The organism is Blastocatellia bacterium (assembly GCA_016713405.1).
GTDB lineage: Bacteria > Acidobacteriota > Blastocatellia > Chloracidobacteriales > JADJPF01 > JADJPF01.
On the sequence record JADJPF010000001.1, the window covers coordinates 147,113 to 173,251 of the forward strand.

Genomic DNA, 26,139 nt, shown 5'->3' on the forward strand with positions numbered 1-26,139 from the left:
TGTCGGTTTTTTATCAATTAGTTACTCTAGTTAATATACTTTAAGTTGATAAATCTACTTTCCAAACTATTAAAGATTTATTAAAATTAACCACTTTTTTATCTTTGTCCCACAAACAACATACCAATAATTATTGCTAAATGAGGTTTTTGATGAAAACAAAGTGGTTAGGTTTCTGTCTATTACTACTAACAAATATACTAATAATTTCAAATCTTCAAATTTTATCAACCCAAGCACAATCTAAACAAAGCCCATCTGAACGCGCTAGAGCAGCAAAAAAATTAGCTAAACAAAGTAAAGATAAACAAAATGCTACAGAGTTTTTTACTGAAGCAGAATTAGAAGGATTAGATTTAGCTAAAGAACGTTCTAAACATTTTTCCCGTCAAAGAATATTCCCTTTTAAGTATTTACCTTCAGATCAACGCCTATCAGCTATCAGACAAGTTAGAGAAAATAATATAAAAGCTCTAGCTAGTAGTAACCTGGTAGAACCACTAAAAGCTATTGGCCCTGCTCCTATTTCCAATGGTCGAACTTTAGCACCTGCTGGTAGTGGAACGGTTAATGGTCAACGTCAAAATGTTACTGGGCGAGTTACTGCCTTAGCAATAGATCCAAAAAATACTAATATAATTTACTTAGGAGGAGCGCAAGGAGGCGTTTGGCGTACTAGCAATGGTGGTCAAAGTTGGACACCCCTAACAGATGATGCACCTACGCAAGCTATAGGTTCACTTGCAATAGACCCAACAAATTCTAATATTATCTATGCTGGAACGGGAGAAGGAAATTTTTCAGCAGATTCATTTTTTGGGATGGGTATCCTAAAATCTACTGATGGAGGGCAAACCTGGCAAAATCTAGCAGTAGATGATTTTGTTGGACGTGCTGTTAATAAAGTAGTAATAGACCCAAGTAACACCAATGTTATTTATGCTGGTATTGCTAGCGCGTTTGCTGGAATTTCTGGAGGTGTTAACCCTACTTTGGCAATTAACGGAGTTTACAAATCTACTAATGGTGGACAAAGCTTTACTCCTTCACTAAGAATTACTACTGCTGCTGCTTCAGGTAGCACGGTTTTTGATGTAGCAATGGATCCAAATAATCCTGCTGTTTTATATGCAACAATCAATGGACAAGGAATTTTCAAAACTACTGATAGTGGAGCTAATTGGACTAGATTAACAGGTGGGCTTCCTTCTACTGGTTTTGGTCGTCCTGATATAGGAATTGCTGCTAGTAATCCATCTATTCTTTATGCTTCTTTTTCTGATTCACGTTCAGATGATTTACTTAATATTTTTAGGTCTACTGATGGTGGAAATAGCTGGTCTTCAGTAACTAAACCTTTTGCTAATGCCTTTGGAAATATTTGTCAATGTAGCTATGATAACTTTATTGAAGTAGATCCTACTAATCCAAATATAGTTTATTTTGGAGGTGTCTCACTTTATCGTAGTGATAATGGAGGTCAAAGCTGGGTTGAAATAGGTGTAAATGTACACGTTGACCATCATGCAATAGCTCTTACTCCAGGTAATCCACGTAGAATTGTTGTAGGTAATGACGGGGGGGTTTGGATTTCTGAAGATCGTGGTGATACTATGCTTAACATCAACAATAACTTAAGCTTAACCCAATTTCAAAGTGTTTCCATTCATCCAACTAATGCAAATATTACTATTGGAGGAACTCAAGATAATGGAACAAATCTTTATAATGGCACAAATACTTGGGTACATGTCTTAGATAGTGATGGAGGATTTTCTAGGATAGATCAAATGAATCCTAACACTATGTATAGCACTTTCTTTAATTTACCAGGTGTTTTAATTGGGCCTCTACGTTCTGATTCAGCAGGGGCTTTTAATACCTGGGTCAATGCTCGTAGTGGAATTAATCAAAATGATGATGTTTTGTTTTATGCGCCACTAGAATTAGACCCAAGTAAAGCTAATACACTATATTTTGGAACATTTCGTCTTTATCGCACAGTTAACAAAGGAGTTAGCTGGACACCAATTAGCCAAAGGCTTGCTAGAAATACTCCAAATGTTATTTCCAATATTGGAGTCTCAAAAGTAAATGGTGCAATTTATACAGGCTCAACGGATGGGGCAGTATTTATTAGTAAAGATAATGGAGCATCATTTCAAAATGTAACAGATAATCTACCTAACAGATATATTTCTGAAATCTTGCCAGATCCAAAAGATGCAAACACGGTTTATGTATCTATATCAGGTTTTCGTACAGGGCATGTTTTCAAAAGCACACAGGGCGGAGGTAGTTGGCAAGACATTAGTGGGAATCTACCAGACATCCCAGCTAATGCTTTAGCAATTAACCCTACAGATTCTAATAATATTTTTGTTGGTACTGACCTTGGTTTATTTGAAACTATGGATGGAGGCAAAAACTGGCAATTAGTTCCTGGTATGCCAATGGTTACGGTTTTTGATATGGATTTAAGCGCAAGATTTGGCATTCTTCGTGTTGCTACTCATGGTCGTGGAATATATGAAACAAAAATTAATATTGCTCAAAGTGGCAATGTAGTAATTAACAATGCAGTATTTGCTAAACCTAACCTTACTATAACAGGGTCAGGATTTGGAACAAGTGGAGTAAAAGTTGTAGTTAATGGACAAGATATTAGCTCAAAAATTACGCAACTATCAGATAGCTTAATTACTCTAAAAGGTAATAAAAAGAAGCTTAATCTTGTTAAAGGTGCTAATCAGCTAGTTGTTACAAATAGCGGTGGTGCAGCAGCAAACTTTACTTTTAATTTTTAATATTTGCAAAATTACTTATGAGGTGAAAGATGTATAAAAAGAAGTGCCTAATATTTTTTATATTAGGTTTATTAATATCAATAACTTGGCAATGGCAAGTTGAGGCGCAATCCCAAAAAAGAGGTAAAAGCTACCCTGAAAGAAAAATTGCTGAAAAAGCAAAAGAATCTTTTCAAGATTTATTTTCACATGACGAATTAGAAAAATTAGACCTATCTAAAAAACGTGGAGCGCATTTTTATCAACAACGTGCTTTTCCTTTTAATTCCATTCCTTTAGAGAAACATTTAGAAGGAGTTCAAAAAATAGAGGCTGATAAGGTTAAATATCCAGCCAAATTTGCCTCAAATATAACAGAACCACTAAAAGCTATTGGGCCAGCACCAATTATTAATGGTCAAACAGAGGGCAATGTTAGAGGAAATGTAACTGGAAGAGTAACAAGTTTAGCTATAGATCCTCGCAATACTAATACAATTTACTTGGGTGGAGCGCAAGGGGGTGTTTGGCGTACAACTAATGCTGGACAGAGTTGGACACCTTTAACTGACAATGCTCCAACGCAAGCAGTAGGTGCAATTGCTATTGACCCATCTGATTCTAATATTATTTATGCAGGCACGGGAGAGGGAAATCTTTCAGGGGATACATTTTTTGGTATGGGTATCCTAAAATCTACTGATGGTGGTAGTACTTGGCGACAATTTGCTGCTAATACTTTTGCAGGCTGTGGTTTTAATAAAATTGTTATAGACCCTAGAAATACAAATGTTCTTTATGTTTCAAGCACAGTTGGCTTTGCTGGTATAGGATCTAGCACTAACCCACAAATTGCCGTTAATGGGATTTATAAATCTATAGATGGTGGACAAACCTTTAATCCTAGCTTAAATATAACTACTAGCCGTTCTATTGGTGCTTTTGGTTATGATATAGAGATGGATCCCAATAATAGTAATATTATTTACGCTACTTTAGAGGGTGAAGGAGTTTTTAAGACCACAAATGCTGGAACTAGCTGGACTAAATTGTCTGGTGGACTTCCAACTAGAGATTTTGGACGGCCAGATGTTGCTGTAGCTCGATCAAATAATAATATTGTCTATGCTTCTTTTGAAAGCTTAATTACAGGAGATATTTTAGATATTTATAGGTCTGATAATGGTGGAAATACTTGGGCTAAAGTAGGTAAACCACAAGGTGATTTTACTTGTCAATGTAGCTATGATCAGGTTTTAGAAGTTGATCCAAGCAATCCTGACAATGTTTATTTTGGTGGTGTAGGAATTTATCGTAGTACTAATGGAGGGCAAAATTGGGTTGATATTAGCAGAAATACACACGTAGACTTCCATGCAATAATTTTTACCCCTGGAAATCCAAGACGGATGTTTGTAGGTAGTGATGGAGGTATTTGGACAACCTCAGATGGTGGAAATACTTTTACTAACATTAATGGGAACTTAAGTTTAACTCAATTTCAAAGTGTTTCTATTCATCCAACAAACCCAACTATTACTATTGGAGGAACACAAGATAACGGTACAAATCTATTTAGCGGGACAGCCGAATGGCAACACTCTGATGATGGGGATGGAGGGTTTGCCAGAATTGACCAGTTTAACCCTGGTACTATGTATCATACTTATTTTAATGTACGAGGCTTTATTGGCCCAGCCCGATCGGATTCTGGCGGTGTTTTAGGTTCCTGGCGAGTTGTTCGTAGCGGAATTAACCAAACTGATGATGTATTGTTTTACGCGCCTTTTGAGCTAGATACTAATAAACCAGATACTCTTTATTTTGGAACATTTAGACTTTATCGCACGACTAATAAAGGTGAAAGTTGGTCTTCAATAAGTGGGCGTTTAACTAGACAAACTAACAGAGCTATTTCAGCTATTGGTATTGCTAAAGGCGCACCAGTAATCTATACAGGTTCATCAGATGGGGCAGTCTTTACCAGCAAAGATGATGGAGCTACTTTCCAAGATGTTACTGAAAACTTACCACAAAGATATATTAGTGATGTAGCTCCAGATCCAAAAGATGCAAACACGGTTTATGTGTCTTTATCAGGTTTTCGCACAGGACATGTTTTTAAGAGTACAAAGGGCGGGGGTAGTTGGCAGGATATTAGCGCAAATTTACCAGATGTTCCAGCTAATGCTTTAGCAATTAACCCTAATGATTCTAATAATATTTTTGTTGGCACTGACCTTGGTTTATTTGAAACGGTAGATAGTGGTAAAAGTTGGCGGCTTGTTCCTGGCATGCCAATGGTTGCAGTTTTTGATATTGATGTAAATGGAAAACTAGGAATTTTACGTCTAGCAACTCATGGACGTGGAATGTATGAAACAAAACTTAATGTTGCACCTCCTCCACAAGCACAAGACTTTACTCTAGCTATTAGCCCTGCAAATCAAAGTGTAACGGCTGGAAGCAATGCTACTTTTACAATTAATAGCCAAGGCGTTGGAGGATTTAATCAATCAATTGCTTTAGCTGCTACTACTAATCAAACAACCGTTCAAACAAGTTTAGCTGCTGGTAGTATTTTGCCAGGCGGCAACACTACTTTAACTGTAAATACTACATCTAACACTGTGGCGGGAGATATAACAATTACTATTACTGGGACATCAGGGCAAATTGTTAAAACTCAAACAGCCGTTTTAACAGTTAATAGAGCCAATCAAGTTCCAACAATTATGTCTATTGCCAATCAAACAGTTCAAGCAGGTAATACACAAACGGTTAGTGTTTCTGCTAGTGATCCTGATGGTAATACAGGCTTAAGATTAAGTATTGGTTCAACTTTAAGGTTTGTTAGCTTACAAGATAATGGTAATGGAAGCGGAACAATACTAATTGCTCCTAAAGTAACAGATACTCAAGGTGGGACAGTAGTAGTAATAGTAACTGATAGTGCTGGATTAACTGAACAAACTAGTTTTGACGTGATTATAGATCCTGCAACAGCAATTAATAATGTAGCATTTGTTAAGCCAAATCTAACAATAACAGGTAAAGGATTTGGTTCAGGTGGAGCAAGAGTTACGGTTAATGGACAAGATATTAGCTCAAGAATTACTCAGCAAACTGAGAGTTCAATTAGCTTAAAAGGTAATAAGAAAAAACTAAGTCTTGTCAAAGGTGCTAACCGAGTAGTTGTTATTAATAGCAACACTGCAAGTGCAAGCTTTACCTTTAATTTTTAAGAAAATATCGAAACTTTAATAGAAATAGGTGTTAGTTATTAGCACCTATTTCTAAAACTTAAATACCAGTGCTATTTTGGTGCTAGGTACATAGTTAATTATAAATAGTTGTACTCTAACTGTTTAAAATCAACTATAAACAGTTAGGAATACAACATGAAAATACTGCTTTATAACCCTGATAATGGCGTAACACGTAATTTTATGCCTCACCTATGGATGTTTCTTCTACAATCACTTACCCCCCCAGAACATGAAGTTATATTAGTAGATGGTAATACTCATGCAATGAATGAAGAAGAATTAGTAAGATTTGTTCGTGAAAAAGGAATTGACCTTGTTGGAATAGGTGCAATGACTAGAATGATTGCTAAAGCTTATCGTATGGCTGATGCACTTCGTGCTGCAAACATACTTGTAGTTATGGGAGGGCCACACGTTAGCGAAGTGCCAGATGAAGCTCTAGGAAGAAATGGTGGAGTGCGTCATGCAGATGCAGTTGCTCTTGGTGAAGCCGATGAAACTTGGCCGATTATTCTTAGAGATGTTGCTAATGGACAACTTAAGGATATTTACCAGCCAGAAATAGATATAAAAGGCAAAGATAAAAAGCCAAGTCTCCAACCTTATCCAATTATTCCTTGGGACACATTAGACTTAAAACAATTTAACCTTGTCCCTAAGTTTTTCCGACCGCTATTAAAACGTTTAGGCACTGGATGGGGAAATTTTCATGTTGTACCAATTGAAACAGGACGAGGTTGTCCTTATGGTTGTGAGTTTTGCACTGTAACAGGGTTTTTTGGTGATTCTATCCGTTTTCGTACTAATGAAAGTGTTGTTGAAGAACTTTTAATGCTTAAAAGGCGTGCAAGGAAAGAAAAAGGACAAATTGCTGTCTTTTTTATTGATGATAATTTAGCGATTAATGTCAAACGTACTAAATCTTTACTAAGAGATATTATTAGTGCTAATGCACAGCTTCCTTGGGTAGCTCAAATTAGTGCTAATTTATTACGTGATGAAGAATTAGTAGATCTTATTGCTGAGTCTGGTGGTAAATGGATTTTTATTGGTATGGAATCAATAGATCCAATTAATATGAAAGATGTTAATAAAGGATTTAGTAAACCTGATGAATATTCTACTGTGCTTAATAGATTAGCTGAGCGGAATGTTTATGCAATTACTTCTTTTATTTTTGGTATGGATAATGACACTTTGGGCGTGGCTGAACGTACGCTGGAGCAAATTGGCTCTTGGCCGCCGGGGTTGCCTGTTTTTGGACAACTTACCCCATTTCCCGCTACTCCACTTTATGAAAGACTAGCAAAGGCAGGTCGGCTAGCGCGTCCTAAACATTGGATGGATTTTGCACCTTTTGAAATGGCACACACACCGCTAAAAATGACAATTGCCGAAGCTAGGCAAGAAGTTAATCAAGCCTGGCAAGAATCTTATAGTCCAGAACGTAACGCGGCAGCAATTGAGTCTATAGGCCATAAACCTATTGAATACCGTATTAGCCATTTTATTGCACGGCTTTTTTTTAGAGGTATTTATTTTCCACAAATGACTAAAAAAGCTTGGCTAAAACTAATCTTCCAAAATAGACAAATAATTTATGGTTTTATAAAAGAAGCTTTAGCCATATGGAAAAACTCTAGAAAAAAGGAATAAGCAATAATACAAAATAGCAAAATGCTAGATTAACTACAGCATAACTTAAAAGATACAAATAACTATAGACAATGCTTACAGTTTTAGCCTTAGGCATTGTCTATAGTTATTTCGCCATCTTAGGGTTTAAGATCAAAATACTTTTTTATGTTATGCTGTAATAAGCACTTTATTGTGAAGTAATAAAATATTGGCTAATCGCGCCTTTTTCTTTTAACTGAGTGGCAACTTTTTTTGCTTCGTCTGGGTTTTGAAACTGTCCTGTTCTGATACGAAAAACAGATTTACCTGCTACTACACCTTCAGCTACATACCAGGTTAAACCACTGCTACGTAAGCGGTTACACATTGCTTCAGCTTCTACTCGATTAGATAGTGAGCTAACTTGAATAGTATATTTACCTTTTCCTTGACTTACAGTTTTTATTTCATCATTAACAGCTTTTATATTTTTACTTTCTAGCTCTAAATTACTTTGATTTGTTTTTGTTAAAGCAGAATTAAGAGGTCGTTCACTTGTTACGTCTGATAAGTTGATTTTAGTTGGAGTCTCTATAATCTTTTTTGATGGTTTTGAAGCTTTTGAAACTATTGGAAGTTCTTCACTATCAACCTTAGGCAAGATTATGGTATTTGTTTGATTATTTGATATATTGCTTGCTTGTAGAGATGTTTTATCAATACTTGGAACAGAAGCCTTTCTATCATAATTAGTAAATTCTAAAGCCTTTCTAGAATTTGTATTTAAGGAATTGATTTGGCTTAAGGATTTATCCGCGTTTTTTTCATCTCCTAAAGCAGAGAAAGTTTTAGCAATTAAGGATAAAGAAGTTAGTTGCTCTTCTACCTCATCTAGTTTTTGCCAAATAGCTAAAGCCTGCTTAAATGTATCTAAGGCATTTTGCTTCAGGATATAGTTATAATAAGTTGTATAAATAAAATTTTGGAAGTTTTGTTCTTGGCTTTGTATCATATAAAGATAGCCAATATTATTAAAAGTCATTGCTTCACCGCGTAAATCAGCAAGTTCCTGTTTCTTTTTCAATGCTTGTTGAAATTGATTTTTAATCTATTGAAGATGAATAATCTTGTTTAAGATTATAAATATTACCTAAATGGGTAAGCGTAATTGCTTCACCTCGTTTATCCCCAAAAGAGCGTTTTAAGAGTCTAGCTTGTTGGTAATAAATTAGAGCTTGGTCAAATTCTTCTAAATCAGAAGATACTTTTCCTAGTCCATTTAAGGTAAAAGCTTGCCATTGAGGATCATTTAGCTTTGTTGCAACTTGTTGGGCTTTTAAGTAAAAGTAAAGAGCGCGACGATTATCTTGCACTGCGCTAGATACAGTACCTAAACTATTTAAGGTAGCAACTTCCCAAAGAGGATTATTAAGAGACTGCCAGATTTTTAAGGAGCGTTCTAAATATTGTAAACTTTCTGCATATTGTTTATTAGTGTAGTAAACTGAACCAATAGCATTAAGAGTAGCTGCTTCACCTTCTTGATCGTTAATTTGTTGCCAGACAGGGAGTATTTTATTGTAGATTGCAAATGCTTTTTCTAATGATTCGTTTGTATTTTGTGATCTAAGTTGCTCTGCCTCATCATAAAGAGCCTGGCTAGCTATTCTTTGTTTATCGGTTTGTGTAGCAATTCTTAATTCTTTGATTTTTACTCCATAAGATCCAGCATGAGTGGGGTCTTTAATGCTAATTTCTAGGCGATAACTACCAGTAATTTCCATCAATAAATAAATTCCAAGTTCAGGATCTTGAGGACGATCACTACTAGTAATTTCAAGTAGCTTTTTCTCATTTGGGTCAAAGACTTTTACAACAAGATCAGTATCTTTTTTAATAACAGCTAGGTTTAAGTATTGATCTTGTTTAAGATAAAGTTGGTATTTATGTGTTTGGTCTGCAAGCAGTTGTCTTTCTGTATAGCTATTTTTCTCTGATAAAAAAAAGCTTTCTGTAACTCTTCTTTTTCTGGAATTATTATTTTCTTGAGCTAGACCAGGAGAAATTAAGCTTAGACAGAGCAGGAAAGTGAAACAAATTTTTTTATTTAATCCCAAGCTTTTTAACATGACTTGTATTTCCTTAAGAATTGTTAAACAAAAAGGCGGTAAGCAAATAATAGCATAAGCTTTTTGATAACAGAATTCTTGATTTAAGTTTCTTTAGCTTTTTTGCTAGTTACTATCTGTAGTAGAATCCGTTGCTTACAAAGTTAAAGTTTAACTTTTTCTTTAATGTTTAGCTAGTTAACCAAATAAGTGGTTTTAAGAGAGGAATTAAAGCCTTAATGTATCAAGAGCCGTTTGATCGCCTATTGGATTATTGCCGCAAAGAAAATTGGCAAGGCTATGATCCATATGATGGGTTAAATAGCTCGCTTTACCCTCTAATGCCTAACTCTAAGTTTTTGCGTATTGCTTGGATTCAACTATTAAAACGCTCACCAATAAATTTTAGAAAGCTTGTTGGAGTAGAAAAAGGAGAAAATCCTAAAGGACTAGCTCTTTTTATTCGTGCTTTACTTTCTGCTTATCAAGTCACCAAAAGAGAACAATACCAACGAGATGCAGAAGAATTGCTAGAGCGTCTTTGGTCGCTACGTTCACCAGGGTATGAAGATAGAATGTGTTGGGGCTATAATTTTGATTGGCAATCAAGAGCTTTTTTTGTTCCTAAAAATACCCCTTCAATTGTTTGCACAACTTTTGTAGCACAAGCCTGGCTAGACCATTACCAAATTTTTCAAGATCCCACATCATTAGAAACCGCTCGTGCTGCTTGCGAATTTTTGCTAAAAGATTTACACCGTAGCCAGGAAAACAATAGTTTTTGCTTTAGTTATACTCCTTTAGATAAAAGCCAAGTTCATAACGCTAATCTACTTGGAGCAGAATTACTTGCTAGAACGGCTAAATTTACTCATGAAGTAGAACTAGTTGAAACAGCTATTAATTCAGCACGCTTTAGTGTTGAAAGACAAAATAGCGATGGATCTTGGCCTTATGGTACGGCTAGCAATCAAAGCTGGATTGATAGCTTTCATACAGGTTTTAACTTAGTCTCTTTAGATATGGTAATAAAAGAAGGTTCAGTAAAAGAGTGGCAAGATGTGTTAGCTAAAGGATTAAATTTTTATTTAGAAAACTTTTTTTTAGCTGATGGCACGCCTAAGTATTATCATAACAACACTTATCCTATAGATATACACTCAGCCGCCCAATCAGTAGTTACTTTTGTTTACCTAGATAGTTTAATTGATAAAGCTAGAATACATATTGATCAGGTACTGAAATGGACATTAAAAAATATGGTAAGTCAAGAAGGGTATTTTTATTTTCAACGTTCTAAATTCTTTGCTAATAAGGTTTCTTATATGCGTTGGTCACAAGCTTGGATGGCTTATGCAATGGCCTTAGCAACCTATGGAGCAGTTAAATAATCATCAAATAGATTTAGCTTGTGAACCCTGCATCGGAATAGAGGGTTTTATATAGTGATAGTTTTGTGTAAATTAATAGTTTTGAAAAATCTAAATTTCTAAACCAAGCAATAAACTTTATGCAGAATTCTGAAAGTGTAATTAAACTTACTCATCCAACAGATTTATTAGCTCTAACTCGACACTTAAAGTATGAAGCGTATCTTTTACCTCTATTTACTGCTTTTATTATCCTAGCTGATATTTCAATTGCAATTGGAAGTTTTGTTTTAGCTTATTGGTGGCGACAAGGGGATGCTGCTTTTTTTAGACCTCAAGGCGCGTTTTTACCAGTTGATATTACTTGGAATTTTCGGCCCTACTTTAGTTTATTAACCTTTGTTCCTTTGGTAAGAATTTGGACGCTCAGGCATTATGACCTTTATCGATTAAAAGGCGAATTTTCCCTGCTTCAAGATTGGCAAAGTCTATTTAAGGCCACTTTAGTTGGGTCTTTAGTTATTAGCTCTATAGCTTTTCTTTATCGTGGTGGTGTTGAATATCGGGATTTTTCCTATTCAAGGCTTGTTTTTATCTATGATTTGCTCTTTTCTTTTGCTGCTTATACCCTTTTACGGCTTGCTGTACGCTTTTGCCAAACTTTATACCGTCAAAACTCTGGTAATTTAATTCCTGCTTTAGTTGTTGGTTGTGGACATAATGCAGAGGTTTGCATTAGTGAAATTGCTGAAAAACCACGCTTAGGTTATCGTGTAGTAGGTGTTTTAAGTGTTGAGAATGATCAAAATAGCTTTGTTGCAGGTCTTCCAGTCTTAGGGAGTTTTTCAGACCTACCAAGCCTAGTCCGACAATATGGAATTAAAGAAGTTTTAATTACAGATGATCGAATTAGTCCACAAACAATTTTTGAGTCAATAATGAATTGTGGACGTAAACACGCTGTTGAATTTAGAGTTTTTCCTAATTTATTTAATTGTTTACCTCGTAAAACGGAAATTGATCAAATTGGCTCATTGCCAATGATCAAGCTTTTTGCTGAACCTCTACAAGGGCCAAATCGCCTATTAAAAAGAGGGATGGACATTGCTTTTTCTTTAACAGGACTAATTTTAAGTTTTCCTTTGTGGCTATTAATTATTATTGCAATAAAGCTAAATTCTCGTGGGCCAGCTATTTATCAACAAGAACGGGTTGGAATGGATGGACGGGTTTTTCGCATGTATAAGTTTAGATCAATGTATGTGGATACAGTTGATTTGGAACATCGGGAATTAATGCGTCAAAACATTAATAATGGAGAAAGGGCCAATCAAGGTGATGGAGAAATTCCTATATATGGAAAATTAAAAGATGACAATCGTGTTACTAAAGTAGGTGCAATTATTCGTCGTTATAGCTTGGATGAACTGCCACAACTTCTTAATGTTATATTAGGAGAAATGAGCTTAGTTGGCCCAAGACCACCTATTCCTTATGAGGTCGAATGTTATCACGATTGGCACCGCGCCCGTTTTCATGTTAAACCCGGTCTAACAGGTCTTTGGCAAGTTTCTGGACGCAACCGCTTAAATTTTGAACAAATGGTTAGACTTGATATTTATTATATTGAAAATTGGTCTTTTTGGTTGGATCTAAAGATCTTATTAAAAACCATCCCTGTTGCTTTACGTGGTGATAATGCTTACTAATGACCTACTTTTGCAACTTAATCAAACCTTAAGTAAAGATAAAACAGCTATTTTACTAACTATAATATCAATAGATTCTCTTCCTTCTAATTCCAATATTTCTATTGCTAATAAAAGATTGCTGTTAAACGATGGAAAAACAATAGGTAGTTTGGGAGATTCTAGCTTAGACTTAGCTATTGAAAAAGAAATACAACTTTATGGTAATAACTCTAGCATTAATACAATAACTCTTTGGACGGATAAGCTACAAAATATTGATAATGCTGATTTTGTAAGTAATGTTAAGTTAAATAAATCTGCAAAAGTACGTATTTTAATTGAATTTCTACGTCCACAACCTTCTTTATTGATTTGTGGAGCAGGACATATTGCACGAGCTTTAACACAACTAGCAACTGTCCTAGGATTTCGTGTTACTGTAATTGATGATAGAGTAGAATTTGCTCACCGAGATTATTTCCCTGATCCAAACGTTGAACTAAAAGCCGAAGGTTTTGAGCAAGCAATTAAATCTATTGATATAAATAGCAATATGTCAGTTGTAATTGTTACTAGGGGACATAAACATGATGAAGATTGTTTAAGGCTATTATTAAATTTACCTATTCAATATTTAGGAATGATTGGTAGTCGTCGCCGAGTAACTGTAGTAAAAGAGAAACTAAAAGAAGAAGGTTTTTGTGCTGATCAGTTAGCAAAACTTTATGCCCCAATTGGGCTAGACATTGGTGCTAAAACTCCAGAGGAACTTGCTTTAACTATTCTAGCTGAAATAGTTTTAGTACGTAATCGAGGCTTAGAAGCAATAACTTGTCATCCACTTAGTCGGTTAACCAGGATTAATTAACTAATTAGCTCTTGACGAAATCCAAGTATAGATTTATAAGCTTTGAAAACAAGTTTTAGATAAAGTAAAGGAGTTGCTATTTTGAGAAAAGAAGTCCATTGGTGGTATAGTCCAAATCTTGGCCGAGAAATGCCTGTTGGTGTCTATGGACACTTTGGCATGCCCTTACTTATGTTTCCTACCGCTGCCGCTGATTTTGAAGAATATGAACGATTTTTAGTGATAGATGTTATTGCTCCTTATATTAATAGCGGCAAAGTAAAAATTTTTAGTATCAATAGTATTAATAGAGAAAGTTGGCTAAATGATCATGTTCATCCGGCTGAAGCAGCACGCCGCACAGTACAATATGACAAGTATATTTCTGAGGAAGTAGTCCCTTTTATTTACCAAAATTGTAATACTCCTAATATTGGAGTTGCTGCTACAGGAGCAAGTTTTGGAGCTTTTCATGCTGCAAACATTGTATTTAAGCATCCAGATCAATTTAAGACATTAATTGCAATGAGTGGCTTTTATGATCTAAGTAATTATTTTCAAGGCTACTACGACTCTAATTGCTATTTTAATAATCCGGCTGATTATTTACCTCGCTTGACGGATTCTTATTATTTGGATCGTCTTAGAAATGATGTCAGACTTTATTTTGTTACTGGACAAGGGCCTTATGAAGCTCCTGAAGCCTCTCGCAAAATCTCTCGAATACTAGATCAAAAAGCTATCCCGCATGTTTTAGATATTTGGGGTTATGATATGGAACATGATTGGCCTACCTGGAGACAAATGTTAAAATATTATATTCCTAAATTATTTTAAGCTAACTTTAAGTAAATAAATATTTTAGCAAAAAAGGCTAGATCTCTAGCCTTTTTTCTTATCTATTTTAGAAAAAATTATTTGCCTGACTAGACAAATAATTTTATTAATTAAGTTGCTTATTATATTGAATTAGGTGATACCCCTATTTTATTCATTTTACAGATTTTAGGTAATCGTCCGAGTTTACGACTTTTTTCAATGTTGTTATTATTGGCAACTTAAGTTTGTTAAAAACAATCCTAGCTAAAAGAATTATTCTTTATCTTTGAACCTCAATTATAAATTCACAAAGCTTTAACAATAACTTAAAAAAGTTATTAGCTCTGACGGTTATTTCTATACTAGAAACTTACTTGTCTTAGTATTTGCTTAGTTTACTTATTGTTAAGTAAATATTATTAATCTTATGCCTAGATCGTCAAAGAGCTTTATACTAGTATAGTAGGCAAAAATATTGAGTAGAGGTGAAATGGGAAATTACAAAGAAACATCTAAAGACAAACTTCGAGTTCTAGTAATAAAAGAGCAACTTAACCAAGCAAGTTATGACAATTTACTAGAAGATGAAGGGCGTTTTGATATTGTTGGTGAAGCTAATGATTTAACTACAGCAATGGAGTTAGTTAATGAGAAGGTTCCAGATATAGTATTGATGGAGTGTTTAGATACAACATCAAAAGATATTGAAACAATCAAAAAGCTTAAAGAACATAGTCCAGATTTTAGTGTTGTCATACTTTCTTACCAAACAGATGATAAGTTTATGTCTGAAGCAATACATGCAGGTGCTTCAGGATATATAATTAAAACTAATGTTGGTAATGAATTAGCAGAAGCAATTTCTAAAATACAACATGGTCAAATCTACTTAAGCCCTCTTAGCCCAAAAGCTGTAGTAAAAGAGTTTATGCCCAGGGGAAGACGTTCTGAATCAGAATCACTTACTAATCGTCAAAGAGAAATTCTTAAATGCCTAGTTATAGGGCTAACTAATAAGCAAATTGCATTAAGATTTAATCTTAGTGTAAAAACTATTGATGCTCATCGTGCCAACATAATGACCAAGCTAAATATTCATGATTTACCAGGGTTAGTTAAATATGCACTTCGTAGTGGAATAATTGCTTTAGAAGAATAGCAAAAATAAAAAAGGGTAGAATTTCTACCCTTTTTTATTTAGCTTATAAAACTTAAGTTGCTACTTTTGATTTTCGCTATTTTGTGTAAAATAACCCTCACGAGCGCGAATACTTAAGGCTGGCATACCTTTTGGAGCTTTAACCTTAACCTGTAATTTATGCCAACGTTTATCAGCTTTCGTTCCAGTAGGCTCATAACCAATACTATATTGGTGTCTTAACTCTAAACCAATACGAGTAATAACTTCTGTTAATTCAGCTTCATTATTTGGGAAAAATGCTCTCCCGCCTGTTAGACGAGTCAACTCTTCTAAAATTACCTGTCCTTCAACGTCTAGTTCTCGACCAGAAAAAACATTAGTAATTCCAATAGAATAAAGTTGTACGTCAGCTTCTTTAAGCAATTGTCTTAGCTCTTTTAATGAATAACGGCTATTATTGTCTTGACCATCACTAATTAAGAGAAGAGCTTTTCTTGAATAACGCCCTGTTCTTACTTTTTCAACTCCAATATAAGTAGCATCATAAAGGGCAGTTTGACCTTTTGGTTCTACTAAGGAAAGTGATCCCATTACATTTCGAGAATCTGTAGTAAAATCATGTAGTAATTTTGCATTATTATTAAACGTTACTAAAAAATACTCGTCCAGTTGATGGCTAGCGTCACAAAAACGATTTAATGCTTCAAAAGATCTAACTAAACGACCTTTCATACTGCCAGAAATATCAAAAATGATCCCAACACTCATAGGAGCATCTTCATCATTAAAAAACTCTATTTTTTGCGGTACTTTGTCATCGTAAATTTCAAAGTGTTCTTTGGAAAGGCCCGTAACATAACGACCATAAGGATCCGTTACAGTCACACTAAAAGTAACTAAATTAGTGCTAGTTTTAATTACAGGCATGGAATCTTTTTCGGCTTGAGGATTATTTGATTGGTTTGTGGGAGTGTCTTTTTGTTCTTTATTTTGCTCTTTATTTTGTTCTTGAACTTCTTGAGCAAATAATGTTGGTAAAGCTAATAAAAGGACTAAAGAAGAAATTACTGACCAGATAGCAAATCTTTTTAAGTTAAGTTTATGCGTCTTCATAAGAAACTCCACTTAGTGAAACGAAGAACACTATTATAATAATAATTATTTTAAAAGTTTGCGCTTGAAAGGCGCGTTAAATTGTAGATGTTTTTATAGTCCAAAAAGCACCCTCATTTTATCACAAAATTCTGATGTAGCAATAAGACAGCTAAATAAATTTACGACAAGCTAAGAATATATATCTAGGCAACGTACATAGTGATTTATCATAGGTATTTAAGTAAAGAATTCTAGATAAGTTTTTATTAGATAAATTAGCTGTTTTGGTGTAAAAATCCTTTATACCATTTAATGCAAAAATCTTTTATCATTTCTTTTATAGTTTATTATAATTGATATTATATATATTTTATATATTATTATCTTTATTTACATTATATACTAATTTTTTATCTTTTTATCACTAATAATAGATAACATAAAACTAGACTTATAATATTTAGCTAATTTTAGTTTGTTACCTCACTGGGTAATATGCTATAAAATTGCCTACCTTTCATTTTCCATCAAAAAGGAACAATATTACATGAGTGTTGGTAAAAACATTACTCGTACAGAGGGGCGAAGTAAAGTAAATGGTAGTGCAAAATATATTGACGATTATCACTATCCAAATATGTGGTATGGTAAAACTGTCCGTTCCACTATGGCACATGCAAAGATTTTATCAATTAACTACTCACCAAATTTTGATTGGTCACAAGTTGTTGTAGTTGACTATCAGGATATACCTGTACGTAATATCGTTGCGATGATTTTTGATGATCAACCACTTTTAGTTGAGTCAGTAGTTAAACACGTAGCAGAACCTATAGTTTTAGTTGCTGCTCCTAGCAAAGAATTAGCTCAAAAAGCAGTTGATCATATAGAAGTTGTTTATGAAGATTTACCAGCCGTGTTAACCATTAAAGAAGCTTTGGCGGTAAAAGAAAAAATCTTTGGCGATGATAATATTTTTAAGCAATATACAATCACTCGTGGAAGTGTGACGGATGCTTTTCAATCTGCTGAAATAATTGTTGAAGGAACTTATAAAGTAGGCCATCAAGAACAGCTTTATATTGAAACTAATGGAGTTATTGCAACAGCAGAAAAAGATGGAAGTTTTGTAATTCAAGGCTCAATGCAATGTCCTTATTATGTTCATCGTGCAATAAAAGAAATTTTTGGCCTTTCAGATGAACAAGTTATAGTAATACAAACGGTTACAGGTGGTGGTTTTGGAGGAAAAGAAGATTTTCCATCTGTTGTAGCAGGTCATGCAGCCCTTTTATCTCGTAAATGTGGAAGACCTGTAAAAATTGTTTATGAACGTGGTGAAGATTTTGTATCTTCAACTAAACGTCATCCTGCAATTATTCATCATCGCACAGGTTTAACTCGTGATGGCAGGCTGCTTGCATCGGAAATAGACATTACTTTTGATGGTGGAGCCTATTGCACACTTAGCCCAGTGGTTTTATCTCGTGGTGTAATTCATGCTTTAGGGCCATATAAATGTCCAAATGTAAAAATTAGCGGACGTGTAGTTGCTACCAACACTGCACCTAATGGGGCTTTTCGTGGTTTTGGCGTTCCTCAAGCTTGTTTTGGTGGCGAACTTCATATGGAAAAGATCGCCCAAACATTAAATATTTCTCCTGTCGAACTACGCCGTAAAAATATGCTGAGAGAAGGCGACACAACAACTACAGGTCAACAACTTTCCTATAGTGTTGGTACACAAGAAGTTTTAGACACTGTGCTAGAACGCTCAGACTTTTTAACTAAATGGCAACAATATCAGCAAAAGAATACCTCGGATAATAAACGTCGTGGTGTTGGACTATCGTTTTTCTATCATGGCGGTGGTTTTACTGGTAGTGGTGAGGAAAAAATCAAAGGAAAAGCTGCTGTCCAACTGACCGTAGATGGACAAGTTTGTATTTTAACAGCCTCTACTGAAATTGGTCAGGGGACAAAAACCATTTTTCGTCAAATTGTTGCTACTGAATTAGGAGTAGACACAGATTTAGTAACTTTTGGGGAAACAGACACATCCAAAGTCCCTGATAGCGGGCCAACAGTTGCTTCTCGTACCTGCATGGTAGTTGGCAAAGTCGTTCAAATGGCAGCAGCTAACTTAAAACAAGAAATTGCTAGAAATCTATCAGCAAAACTTGGTTGTGAGCCTGGAGAAATTGAAATTTCTAATAATCAAATTTCTTATCCAAATTCAACGCCAATTAATTTCCAAGAATTTGCCAAAGAATTTGTTAAAGAACATGGCGAACTTAAAACAATGGCACAATATAGTAGTCCTCCTGGTATTAAATGGGACGAACTAAATTACACAGGAGATGCTTACCCAGTATTTTCTTATGGTGCTGATGTTGTAGAAGTTGAAGTGGATTTAGACACTTATGAGGTAAAGATCTTAAAAGTCGTCACTTCATCAGACATAGGTAAGGCAATTAATCCAGCTATGGCCGAAGGACAAATTGAAGGCGGCACAGTCCAAGCTCTAGGCTATGGATTATGTGAAGAAGTGGTTTGGAAAGATGGAAAAATGATTAACAATCGCTTTACTAATTACATTATCCCTACCGCGCTAGATATTCCAGAAATGGAAACTATTTTAGTAGAAAAACCTTATCCTTACGGGCCATTTGGAGCAAAAGGACTTGGTGAACTACCAATGGACGGAGGCGCACCAGCCTTAGTAGCTGCAATTTCTAATGCTACAGGTGCATTTGTGACAGAAATTCCTGCTACACCAGAGCGCATTTTAGCTGCTTTAGAAGCAAAACAATAGAAAGATAAAACTTGGAGATTGATAAATGAATATAAAATTTACAGTTAATAATAAAAATTATGATTTAGAAGTTTCTCCAATGAAACGCTTGCTAGATGTTTTGCGGGAAGATGTGGGGTTAACAGGCACTAAAGAAGGCTGTGGTGAAGGCGAATGTGGCGCGTGTTCAGTTTTTATTGATGGTACAGTGGTTAATTCTTGTTTAGTTCCTGTGTGTCAAACTAATGCTTGTCAAATTACTACTGTAGAAGGCTTATCAAATGGCGAGTTAAGCAAATTACAACAAGCTTTTATTGACTATAATGCTGCTCAATGTGGGATTTGTATCCCTGGAATGTTGGTTGCAGCACAGGCACTACTAGATAAAACTACTTGCCCAAGTCGCGCAGAAATCCGAACTGCTATTGCTGGAAATCTCTGCCGTTGCACTGGATATATGAAAATTGTTGATGCTATTGAAGCTGCTGCATTAGCTAAGGAGTAAAGTTTTTATGACTATAGTTTATAATGTTGAACAACTTAACGAAGCTTATAAAATTTTGGCAGAGCAACCTGTTAAAGTGCTAGCAGGTGGAACAGATTTAATGGTGGTTTATGGTAGTGGTGGTAAATTACCTAGCAATCTTTTAGATATTTGGCGACTAGATGAACTACGCACAATAACAGAGGAAAATGACTACTTAAAAATAGGAGCATTAACAACTTACACACAACTTGTTAATAATGAACAAGTTAAGAAATATGCTCCTACCCTAGTTGATGCTTCTCTAACTATTGGCGCAGTACAAATTCAAAATCGAGGGACTTTAGGCGGTAATATCGTCAATGCTTCACCCGCTGGAGATTCTCTACCTGTACTTTCGGCTTTTGATGCAAAAATAGAAATAGGCTCAATTCGTGGTACAAGACAAGTTAATTTTAATGATTTTTACACTGGCTATAGACAAACTGTTTTAGCTTCAGATGAACTTCTTCTAAACATACTTCTGCCAAAACAAAAAGAGCAAGAAACCGCTAAATTTTATAAAGTTGGGACTCGTGCAGCACAAGCTATTTCTAAAGTTGTAATGTCGGTTAGAGCAACTGTTGAAAATAAAAAGGTTCTATCTATAGCTATTGCTTTAGGTAGTGTTGCACCTACAGTAATTAGAGCTAGGGAAACTGAGAATTTATTAGCTGAAAAAGAAATTACTCCAAGTTTATTAGAAGAAGCCCGCCAAAAATTAAGCCAGGAAGTTAAACCTATTGATGATATTCGCTCTAATGAACATTATCGCCGAGTAATTTCTGGCAACTTAATAGCTAAATTCTTACGCGATTTTTAACCTACGCTTAATTGTTTTTCTGTAATTATTTGATGTTAATCTAATATAAATATATTTAGCTAAGATATTTAACTAGTGGGCGAATCCATGCTAATTTGTCCATTCTAGCTAAATTTTCTTAGGAGTATAATGGCTTTATTCTCAAGTCAAAAAAGCCAAAAATTTAGGAGAAACATCATGAATAACAGAAACCCTTTAGAATCAATGATAAATCCAAAAAAAATTATCCTATTGATTACATCAGTAATAGTAATTTTAATTTCATTATCTAGTACAGTAACTTTAATTAACCCTGGATGCGTAGGAGTATTAATAAATCGTAGTGGTGGAGGGATTTCTACTAAACCGCTTGGTGTAGGGTTTCATATTAAATGGCCGATTGTTCAAGAAATAGAGGAATATCCTGTTTATATGCAAACTTTAGTATTAACAAAAGCTTCTACAGAAGGCAGCCCAAATAATGATGAAATAAATGTTAACTCAATAGAAGGCCAGCCAATTAGTTGTGATGTTTCCCTTTCTTTCGAGCTAGATGCTAGTAAAGTCCCTCAGCTTTATTCTTCATTTAGAACAGACATAAGCACTATTACACATGGCTTTGTTAAACAAACCATTAGACAATCCCTACAAGAAATTGTTGGTAAAACAGAAATCGTTAATTTTTTAGGTAAAGAAAAGGCTAAAATCGTAGCCCAAACTCAAGAAGAAATACAAAATCGTTTAGGTGGTTACGGGTTTTTAATTAAACAATTTACCTTAAATGAAGTACGTGCGCCACAATCGATAGTTACAGCGATAGAAGCTAAAAATACTATGGCACAAGAGGCTTTAAGAGCGCAAAATGAGCTACAAAAGAAAGAATTTGAAGCACAACAAAAAGTAATTGAAGCTGAAGGTGAAGCTAAATCTATATTAGCTCGTGCAGAAGCCCAAGCTAAATCTAATCGTTTAATTGCTGAATCTATTACACCTAATTTAGTTGAATATCAAAAAATAGAGAAATGGAATGGACAACTTCCTCAAGTTGCTGGTTCAGGAGCTACTCCATTTATTAATTTGCAAAAATAATAAGCTTCTATTTCTCTTAGCAAAAAAAGCTTACAGCACTATCTGTAAGCTTTTTTAAGATAAAGAGTTAACTAAGAATAAAAATTACTAGTTATTACTATTAGCTTTATCAAATTCCTCTTGAGTTAATAATTTAATTGGTTCAAGCTTTTTAGTTGTTAGTTTGTTGTTAAGTGAGTCCAAATCCTTGCTAGTAATAGCTTCAAAATCTTTATTAGCTTTTTCTACTTGATTGATTAGACTTTGAGCGCGTTCTAGTTGAGATTTTGAAGGACGACCGCCATAACCGGAAATTGTTCCAAAAAGCTCTACAATTCTTTCACGTAACTTTTCTTCGCCCTTGATGCCATAAATGCTATCAAGTTTGGTGACAACAAGGTTTTCATGTAGTAAATCTAGCTCTTTAGCAAACTGGGTCAAACTTTTAGATAATGGATCAGTATCTTTTAAGCCTTTAGCTTTTTCTTGTGCCTTGTCGCGTGTGCTGGTGATTAAGGCTGTAACAAAAGCTAATCGTTCTTGTAGGCGATAAAGGTTCATTACGCTTTCTTGTTGTAATTTGCGGTCTTCGGCTGAATGAGGTAGCCTAGCATCTCCAACAAGTTTAATTGAACCTGAAAAACTTTCTTCACCCTTAACTATTTTTACTGTATATGTCCCTTCTGGTGCTGATGGCCCAACCAAAGCCCCTGCTAAAATATTTTCTGATGCAGCGACTTTAGGCGGTTTAAGACGTGGATACCAAAGAACGCGGTTTATTCCACGACGCTTTGTACCAGGCAATGAAGTCATTAACTTACCTTCAGAGTTATAAATTTCTACCTTAAAGTCACCAAAAACATGACGCTCTTTTAGATAGTAAGTTATATAGGCTGCATCAGCCAATGTTGAACCAAAAAACTCATCTTGATTGCCAAACCCGCCGTTATCTAGGGTAGGAAATTTAATTTGTGATGGCCGAGTCTCAAAAATATGTGCTGTTTTAGATAATATTTCATTAGAAAGTTGTCTTAAGGGTGCAATATCATCTAAAATGTAAATCCCTCTACCATGTGTAGCGATAATTAAGTCTGATTCTCTAGGCTGAATCGCTAAATCATAAACTGCTACACTAGGGAATTTTCCAGTAAACTGCGCCCATTCTTTACCAGCATCAATGCTTATAAATAACCCAAATTCTGTACCTAAAAATAATAAATTAGGATTAACTAGATCCTCTCTGATTACACGAGCATATCCATTAATTGATGAGCTTGCGAGAGATTGCCAAGTTTTTCCAAAATCAGTAGTTTTATAAACATAAGTTTTCATATCACCCGTTTGATAACCCATAAAAGTAGCATAGGCTGTAGACAAGTCTTTATTGCTTGGCTCAACACTACTACACCAAGTATTAGCAGGAAGTCCTGAAATATTGCTAACTACATTATTCCAAGTTTTTCCACCATCGCGGGTAAGTTGTAGATTTCCATCATCTGTACCTACCCAAATAACATTTTCATCTAGCAAAGAATCTTTAACAGTAAAAATAGTGCAATGATTTTCAGCACTAGAATTATCTGGGCTAAGTCCGCCAGATTCAACTTGTAGCTGTTTTTTAGGGTCATTAGTTGTTAAGTCAGGTGAAATTGTTTGCCAAGAATCTCCTTTATCTGTTGAGCGAAAAAGAAATTGTGCGCCAACATAAATTACAGATGGATTTTTTTGGCTGGCTGTAAATGCTGCATTCCAGTTAAATCTATATTTTGCTTCACCATCTTTAGGAAAAGGCTTTATAGCTTTAAGTTCTCGTGTAGTTCTATCAAAACGCTGTATTGCTCCACCTTGAGCTTGGCTATAAATAATGTTTTTGTCTAATGTGTCAACAAAAGAGTTAAAACCATCTCCACCGACGGTTGCTTTCCAATCACTATTGGTGATAGCACCTGAACTATTAGAAGGGCCAAACCAACAATTATTATCTTGAAGTCCTCCATAAACATTATAGGGAATTTCCTTGTCATAACTTACATGATAAAACTGTGACAAAGGCAAGTTTCTCATATGGTGCCAATTTACACCTTGGTCATTAGAAAGATAGACTCCTCCATCTGTTCCAAGAAAGATACGAGCAGGATTATTTGGATCAATCCAAAGCGCGTGTAAGTCTGGATGAAAGCCCCCACCACCAAAGCCACCACTAAAACTTGCTCCCCCATCACGAGTAGTTGAAAGCCCTACACCAAGCTTAAAGACTTTTTTATAATCCTTTGGATCAGCAAAAACATGGCTAAAGTAAAATGGCCGTGCTGTTACATTAAAATCAACAGCATTCATTAACGTCCAGCTTTCGCCAAGGTCGTCTGAACGATAAAAGCCTGTTTTTTTAGCTTCAATATTGGCATAAATAACATTAGCACGTGCTGGTGAAACTGCTAAAGCAATACGACCTAATATACCTTCTGGCATACCTTTAGTAACTTTTGACCAGGTTTTTCCAGCATCTAAGCTACGATAAAGGCCACTGCCTGCACCACCAGAAGAAAAAGACCAAGGTTGACGGCGAAATTGCCACATTCCTGCATAAAGACGATTAGGTTCTTGAGGGTCAATAGCTATATCAGAACATCCTGTATTTTCATCAACATAGAGAACTTTTTCCCATTTCTTACCACCATCAGTAGTTTTATAAAGTCCTCGATCTTCACTTGAGTTCCAAAGTTGACCAACTACAGCAACATAAACTGTATCTGGTGTTTTAGGGTCAACAATTATTTTGCTGATACGCTCAGATTTTTCTAAGCCCATTAATTGCCAATTTTCTCCACCATCGCTACTTTTATAAATTCCTGTACCAACAGAGACGCTATTTCTAGTGCAGGATTCTCCTGTCCCTACCCAAATAATATTTGGACGAGATTGATCAATAGCAATTGCTCCTATGGATTGAGTATGTTTATCAAAAATTGGCTTAAAAGTAGCTCCTCCATTAGTTGTCTTCCAAATTCCACCACCAGCAGCACCAATATAAATTGTATTAGGTTCTTTTGCTACACCATCAATAGCCATTACTCTACCACTCATAACAGCCGGGCCAATGGAACGAGCTTCTAAACCCCCTATCATATTGGAATCGATTTTATTTTGTGCTTGTGTTTGAGGAACTAAAATAAGAAAAAATGTTGTAAGAAAAAAAGATAGTTTCAACATCAACAAAGCTTTGTGGTGCATTATTCTTTGCTCCTAAGAGATATTATTAAAACTTTATTTTAAGAATACTTAAAAATAGCCTAGCAATTTCTTACTAGGCTATTAACACTTTATGTTTTACTTAATCTAATTTATTTCTCTGCTGATTTAGTTGGTATCTTGAATAAATTATCATCTATATCAAGGTTAACTTCGGTTTTGTTAATTTTTACTTGAAGGATTGTTTGGCCTTGGGTTTTGCTTTCTACTGAGTGAGAGAAAAGCACGCCTTCTACAGATTTATAGTCACTTTGGTAAGTTTCTACTTCTAGTTCTCCTTGAGGAGTAGTTTGTTTTGCAGCAGTCTTAATTTCTAAGCTATTTGCAACATCAATATAACTGTAAACAACATCTCCATTCTTTTTAGTAATTTTTAGTTTGTAAGCTGGACTACCTTCTAAATCTTCTTTGCCTACAAACTCGATTTTGTGGCCTTTTTCTTTGTAATCAACCAATAATCCATCAACATCTGCTAAATCAACAACATCTTTAGCTTGCTCTTCAGGCAATTTTTGTGCATCTTTGGTGCCTAAAAAAGGAGAAATTCCCCAAGCTGTTTGACCATCATAAGCTAAAATAATTTGCTGTGATTGGATGGAAATCTCAAATCTAGCATTATTAGGACGTTTAACTTGAATTACTACAGGAAGTTCTTGACCTTGTTGGACTAAAATACCAGTTTGTTTAATAGTTTTTACAGCTTTAAGCTTTTCTGAACCGCCTCGTGCCTGAATATTTTTGCTAATAATTTCGTCAACAGTTTGTGCTTGTGTAGTTAAGGAAAAACAAAACAAAATTAATGTGAATAAGAAAAGTTTCTTTAACATAGAAACAATTACCTTTTACCTTTCAATTAGTTAATGGATTATCTTGGATGAAATATTATCTTGCTCTACGTTCTCTAACAAGTGCTAGTTCATCAACATTAGCAGGATGTTTGCAGCTTTTAAGTTGTTTGTC

At 35.0% G+C, this 26,139-nt stretch carries 17 protein-coding genes; 12 read left to right on the forward strand and 5 right to left on the reverse strand.

All coding sequences use genetic code 11. The features are described from left to right. Nucleotides 1–152 precede the first annotated feature (152 nt). From IPK14_00590 to IPK14_00600, 3 genes are all read left to right on the forward strand, one after another. Nucleotides 153–2,807 (forward strand): hypothetical protein, encoded by a 2,655-nt coding sequence (locus IPK14_00590; protein MBK7991938.1) that lies wholly within the window; start codon nucleotides 153–155, stop codon nucleotides 2,805–2,807. 29 nt (nucleotides 2,808–2,836) lie between these two features. Further along, nucleotides 2,837–6,031, forward strand: a complete 3,195-nt coding sequence (locus tag IPK14_00595; protein MBK7991939.1) for a hypothetical protein — start codon at nucleotides 2,837–2,839, stop codon at nucleotides 6,029–6,031. 156 nt (nucleotides 6,032–6,187) lie between these two features. Then, the gene (locus IPK14_00600; protein ID MBK7991940.1) at nucleotides 6,188–7,711 is read left to right on the forward strand and encodes a B12-binding domain-containing radical SAM protein; all 1,524 of its coding nucleotides are present in this window, start codon (nucleotides 6,188–6,190) and stop codon (nucleotides 7,709–7,711) included. A 169-nt stretch (nucleotides 7,712–7,880) separates the two neighbouring features. Here the strand turns inward: IPK14_00600 and IPK14_00605 are convergent, their stop codons facing one another. Both IPK14_00605 and IPK14_00610 read right to left on the reverse strand, forming a co-directional pair. Next, complete coding sequence (locus IPK14_00605) at nucleotides 7,881–8,756, reverse strand: SPOR domain-containing protein (protein MBK7991941.1); 876 nt, start codon at nucleotides 8,754–8,756, stop codon at nucleotides 7,881–7,883. A gap of 19 nt (nucleotides 8,757–8,775) precedes the next feature. Further along, a complete protein-coding gene (locus tag IPK14_00610) occupies nucleotides 8,776–9,801 on the reverse strand; it encodes a tetratricopeptide repeat protein (protein ID MBK7991942.1) in 1,026 nt (341 codons plus the stop codon). A 218-nt stretch (nucleotides 9,802–10,019) separates the two neighbouring features. Here IPK14_00610 and IPK14_00615 point away from each other — a divergent pair, with 218 nt between their 5' ends. The 5 genes from IPK14_00615 to IPK14_00635 all read left to right on the forward strand — a co-directional run bounded on the left by IPK14_00615 (nucleotide 10,020) and on the right by IPK14_00635 (nucleotide 15,666). Continuing rightward, nucleotides 10,020–11,171, forward strand: coding sequence for a delta-aminolevulinic acid dehydratase (locus tag IPK14_00615; protein MBK7991943.1), 1,152 nt, complete (start codon nucleotides 10,020–10,022; stop codon nucleotides 11,169–11,171). A 119-nt stretch (nucleotides 11,172–11,290) separates the two neighbouring features. Next, a complete protein-coding gene (locus IPK14_00620) occupies nucleotides 11,291–12,859 on the forward strand; it encodes a sugar transferase (GenBank protein MBK7991944.1) in 1,569 nt (522 codons plus the stop codon). Then, nucleotides 12,849–13,709 (forward strand): XdhC family protein, encoded by an 861-nt coding sequence (locus IPK14_00625; protein ID MBK7991945.1) that lies wholly within the window; start codon nucleotides 12,849–12,851, stop codon nucleotides 13,707–13,709. Before IPK14_00620 ends, IPK14_00625 begins: the two co-directional genes overlap by 11 nt. Before the next feature lie 129 nt (nucleotides 13,710–13,838). Then, entirely contained in the window at nucleotides 13,839–14,525 is a 687-nt protein-coding gene (locus IPK14_00630) for an esterase family protein (protein ID MBK7991946.1), read from the forward strand. A 457-nt stretch (nucleotides 14,526–14,982) separates the two neighbouring features. Next, entirely contained in the window at nucleotides 14,983–15,666 is a 684-nt protein-coding gene (locus IPK14_00635; GenBank protein ID MBK7991947.1) for a response regulator transcription factor, read from the forward strand. 60 nt (nucleotides 15,667–15,726) lie between these two features. Here IPK14_00635 and IPK14_00640 read toward each other — a convergent pair whose 3' ends face one another. Continuing rightward, nucleotides 15,727–16,761 (reverse strand): VWA domain-containing protein, encoded by a 1,035-nt coding sequence (locus IPK14_00640; protein MBK7991948.1) that lies wholly within the window; start codon nucleotides 16,759–16,761, stop codon nucleotides 15,727–15,729. Between the two features lie 529 nt (nucleotides 16,762–17,290). Here IPK14_00640 and IPK14_00645 point away from each other — a divergent pair. The 4 genes from IPK14_00645 (at nucleotide 17,291) to IPK14_00660 (ending at nucleotide 21,951) form a co-directional block, all read left to right on the forward strand. Further along, nucleotides 17,291–19,558, forward strand: coding sequence for a xanthine dehydrogenase family protein (locus IPK14_00645; protein MBK7991949.1), 2,268 nt, complete (start codon nucleotides 17,291–17,293; stop codon nucleotides 19,556–19,558). Nucleotides 19,559–19,583: 25 nt separating this feature from the next. Next, entirely contained in the window at nucleotides 19,584–20,042 is a 459-nt protein-coding gene (locus IPK14_00650; GenBank protein MBK7991950.1) for a (2Fe-2S)-binding protein, read from the forward strand. Between the two features lie 7 nt (nucleotides 20,043–20,049). Continuing rightward, on the forward strand, nucleotides 20,050–20,883 hold the full coding sequence (locus tag IPK14_00655) for a xanthine dehydrogenase family protein subunit M (GenBank protein MBK7991951.1): 834 nt from the start codon (nucleotides 20,050–20,052) through the stop codon (nucleotides 20,881–20,883). A 177-nt stretch (nucleotides 20,884–21,060) separates the two neighbouring features. After that, nucleotides 21,061–21,951 (forward strand): prohibitin family protein, encoded by an 891-nt coding sequence (locus tag IPK14_00660; protein MBK7991952.1) that lies wholly within the window; start codon nucleotides 21,061–21,063, stop codon nucleotides 21,949–21,951. A gap of 87 nt (nucleotides 21,952–22,038) precedes the next feature. On the opposite strand, the gene IPK14_00665 is transcribed toward IPK14_00660, so the two are convergent. After that, nucleotides 22,039–25,161 carry a glycosyl hydrolase gene (locus IPK14_00665; protein MBK7991953.1) on the reverse strand — a complete coding sequence of 1,041 codons (3,123 nt, stop codon included), beginning with the start codon at nucleotides 25,159–25,161 and terminating at the stop codon, nucleotides 22,039–22,041. A gap of 110 nt (nucleotides 25,162–25,271) precedes the next feature. Then, nucleotides 25,272–26,006, reverse strand: a complete 735-nt coding sequence (locus IPK14_00670) for a hypothetical protein (GenBank protein MBK7991954.1) — start codon at nucleotides 26,004–26,006, stop codon at nucleotides 25,272–25,274. Between the last annotated feature and the right edge of the window lie 133 nt (nucleotides 26,007–26,139).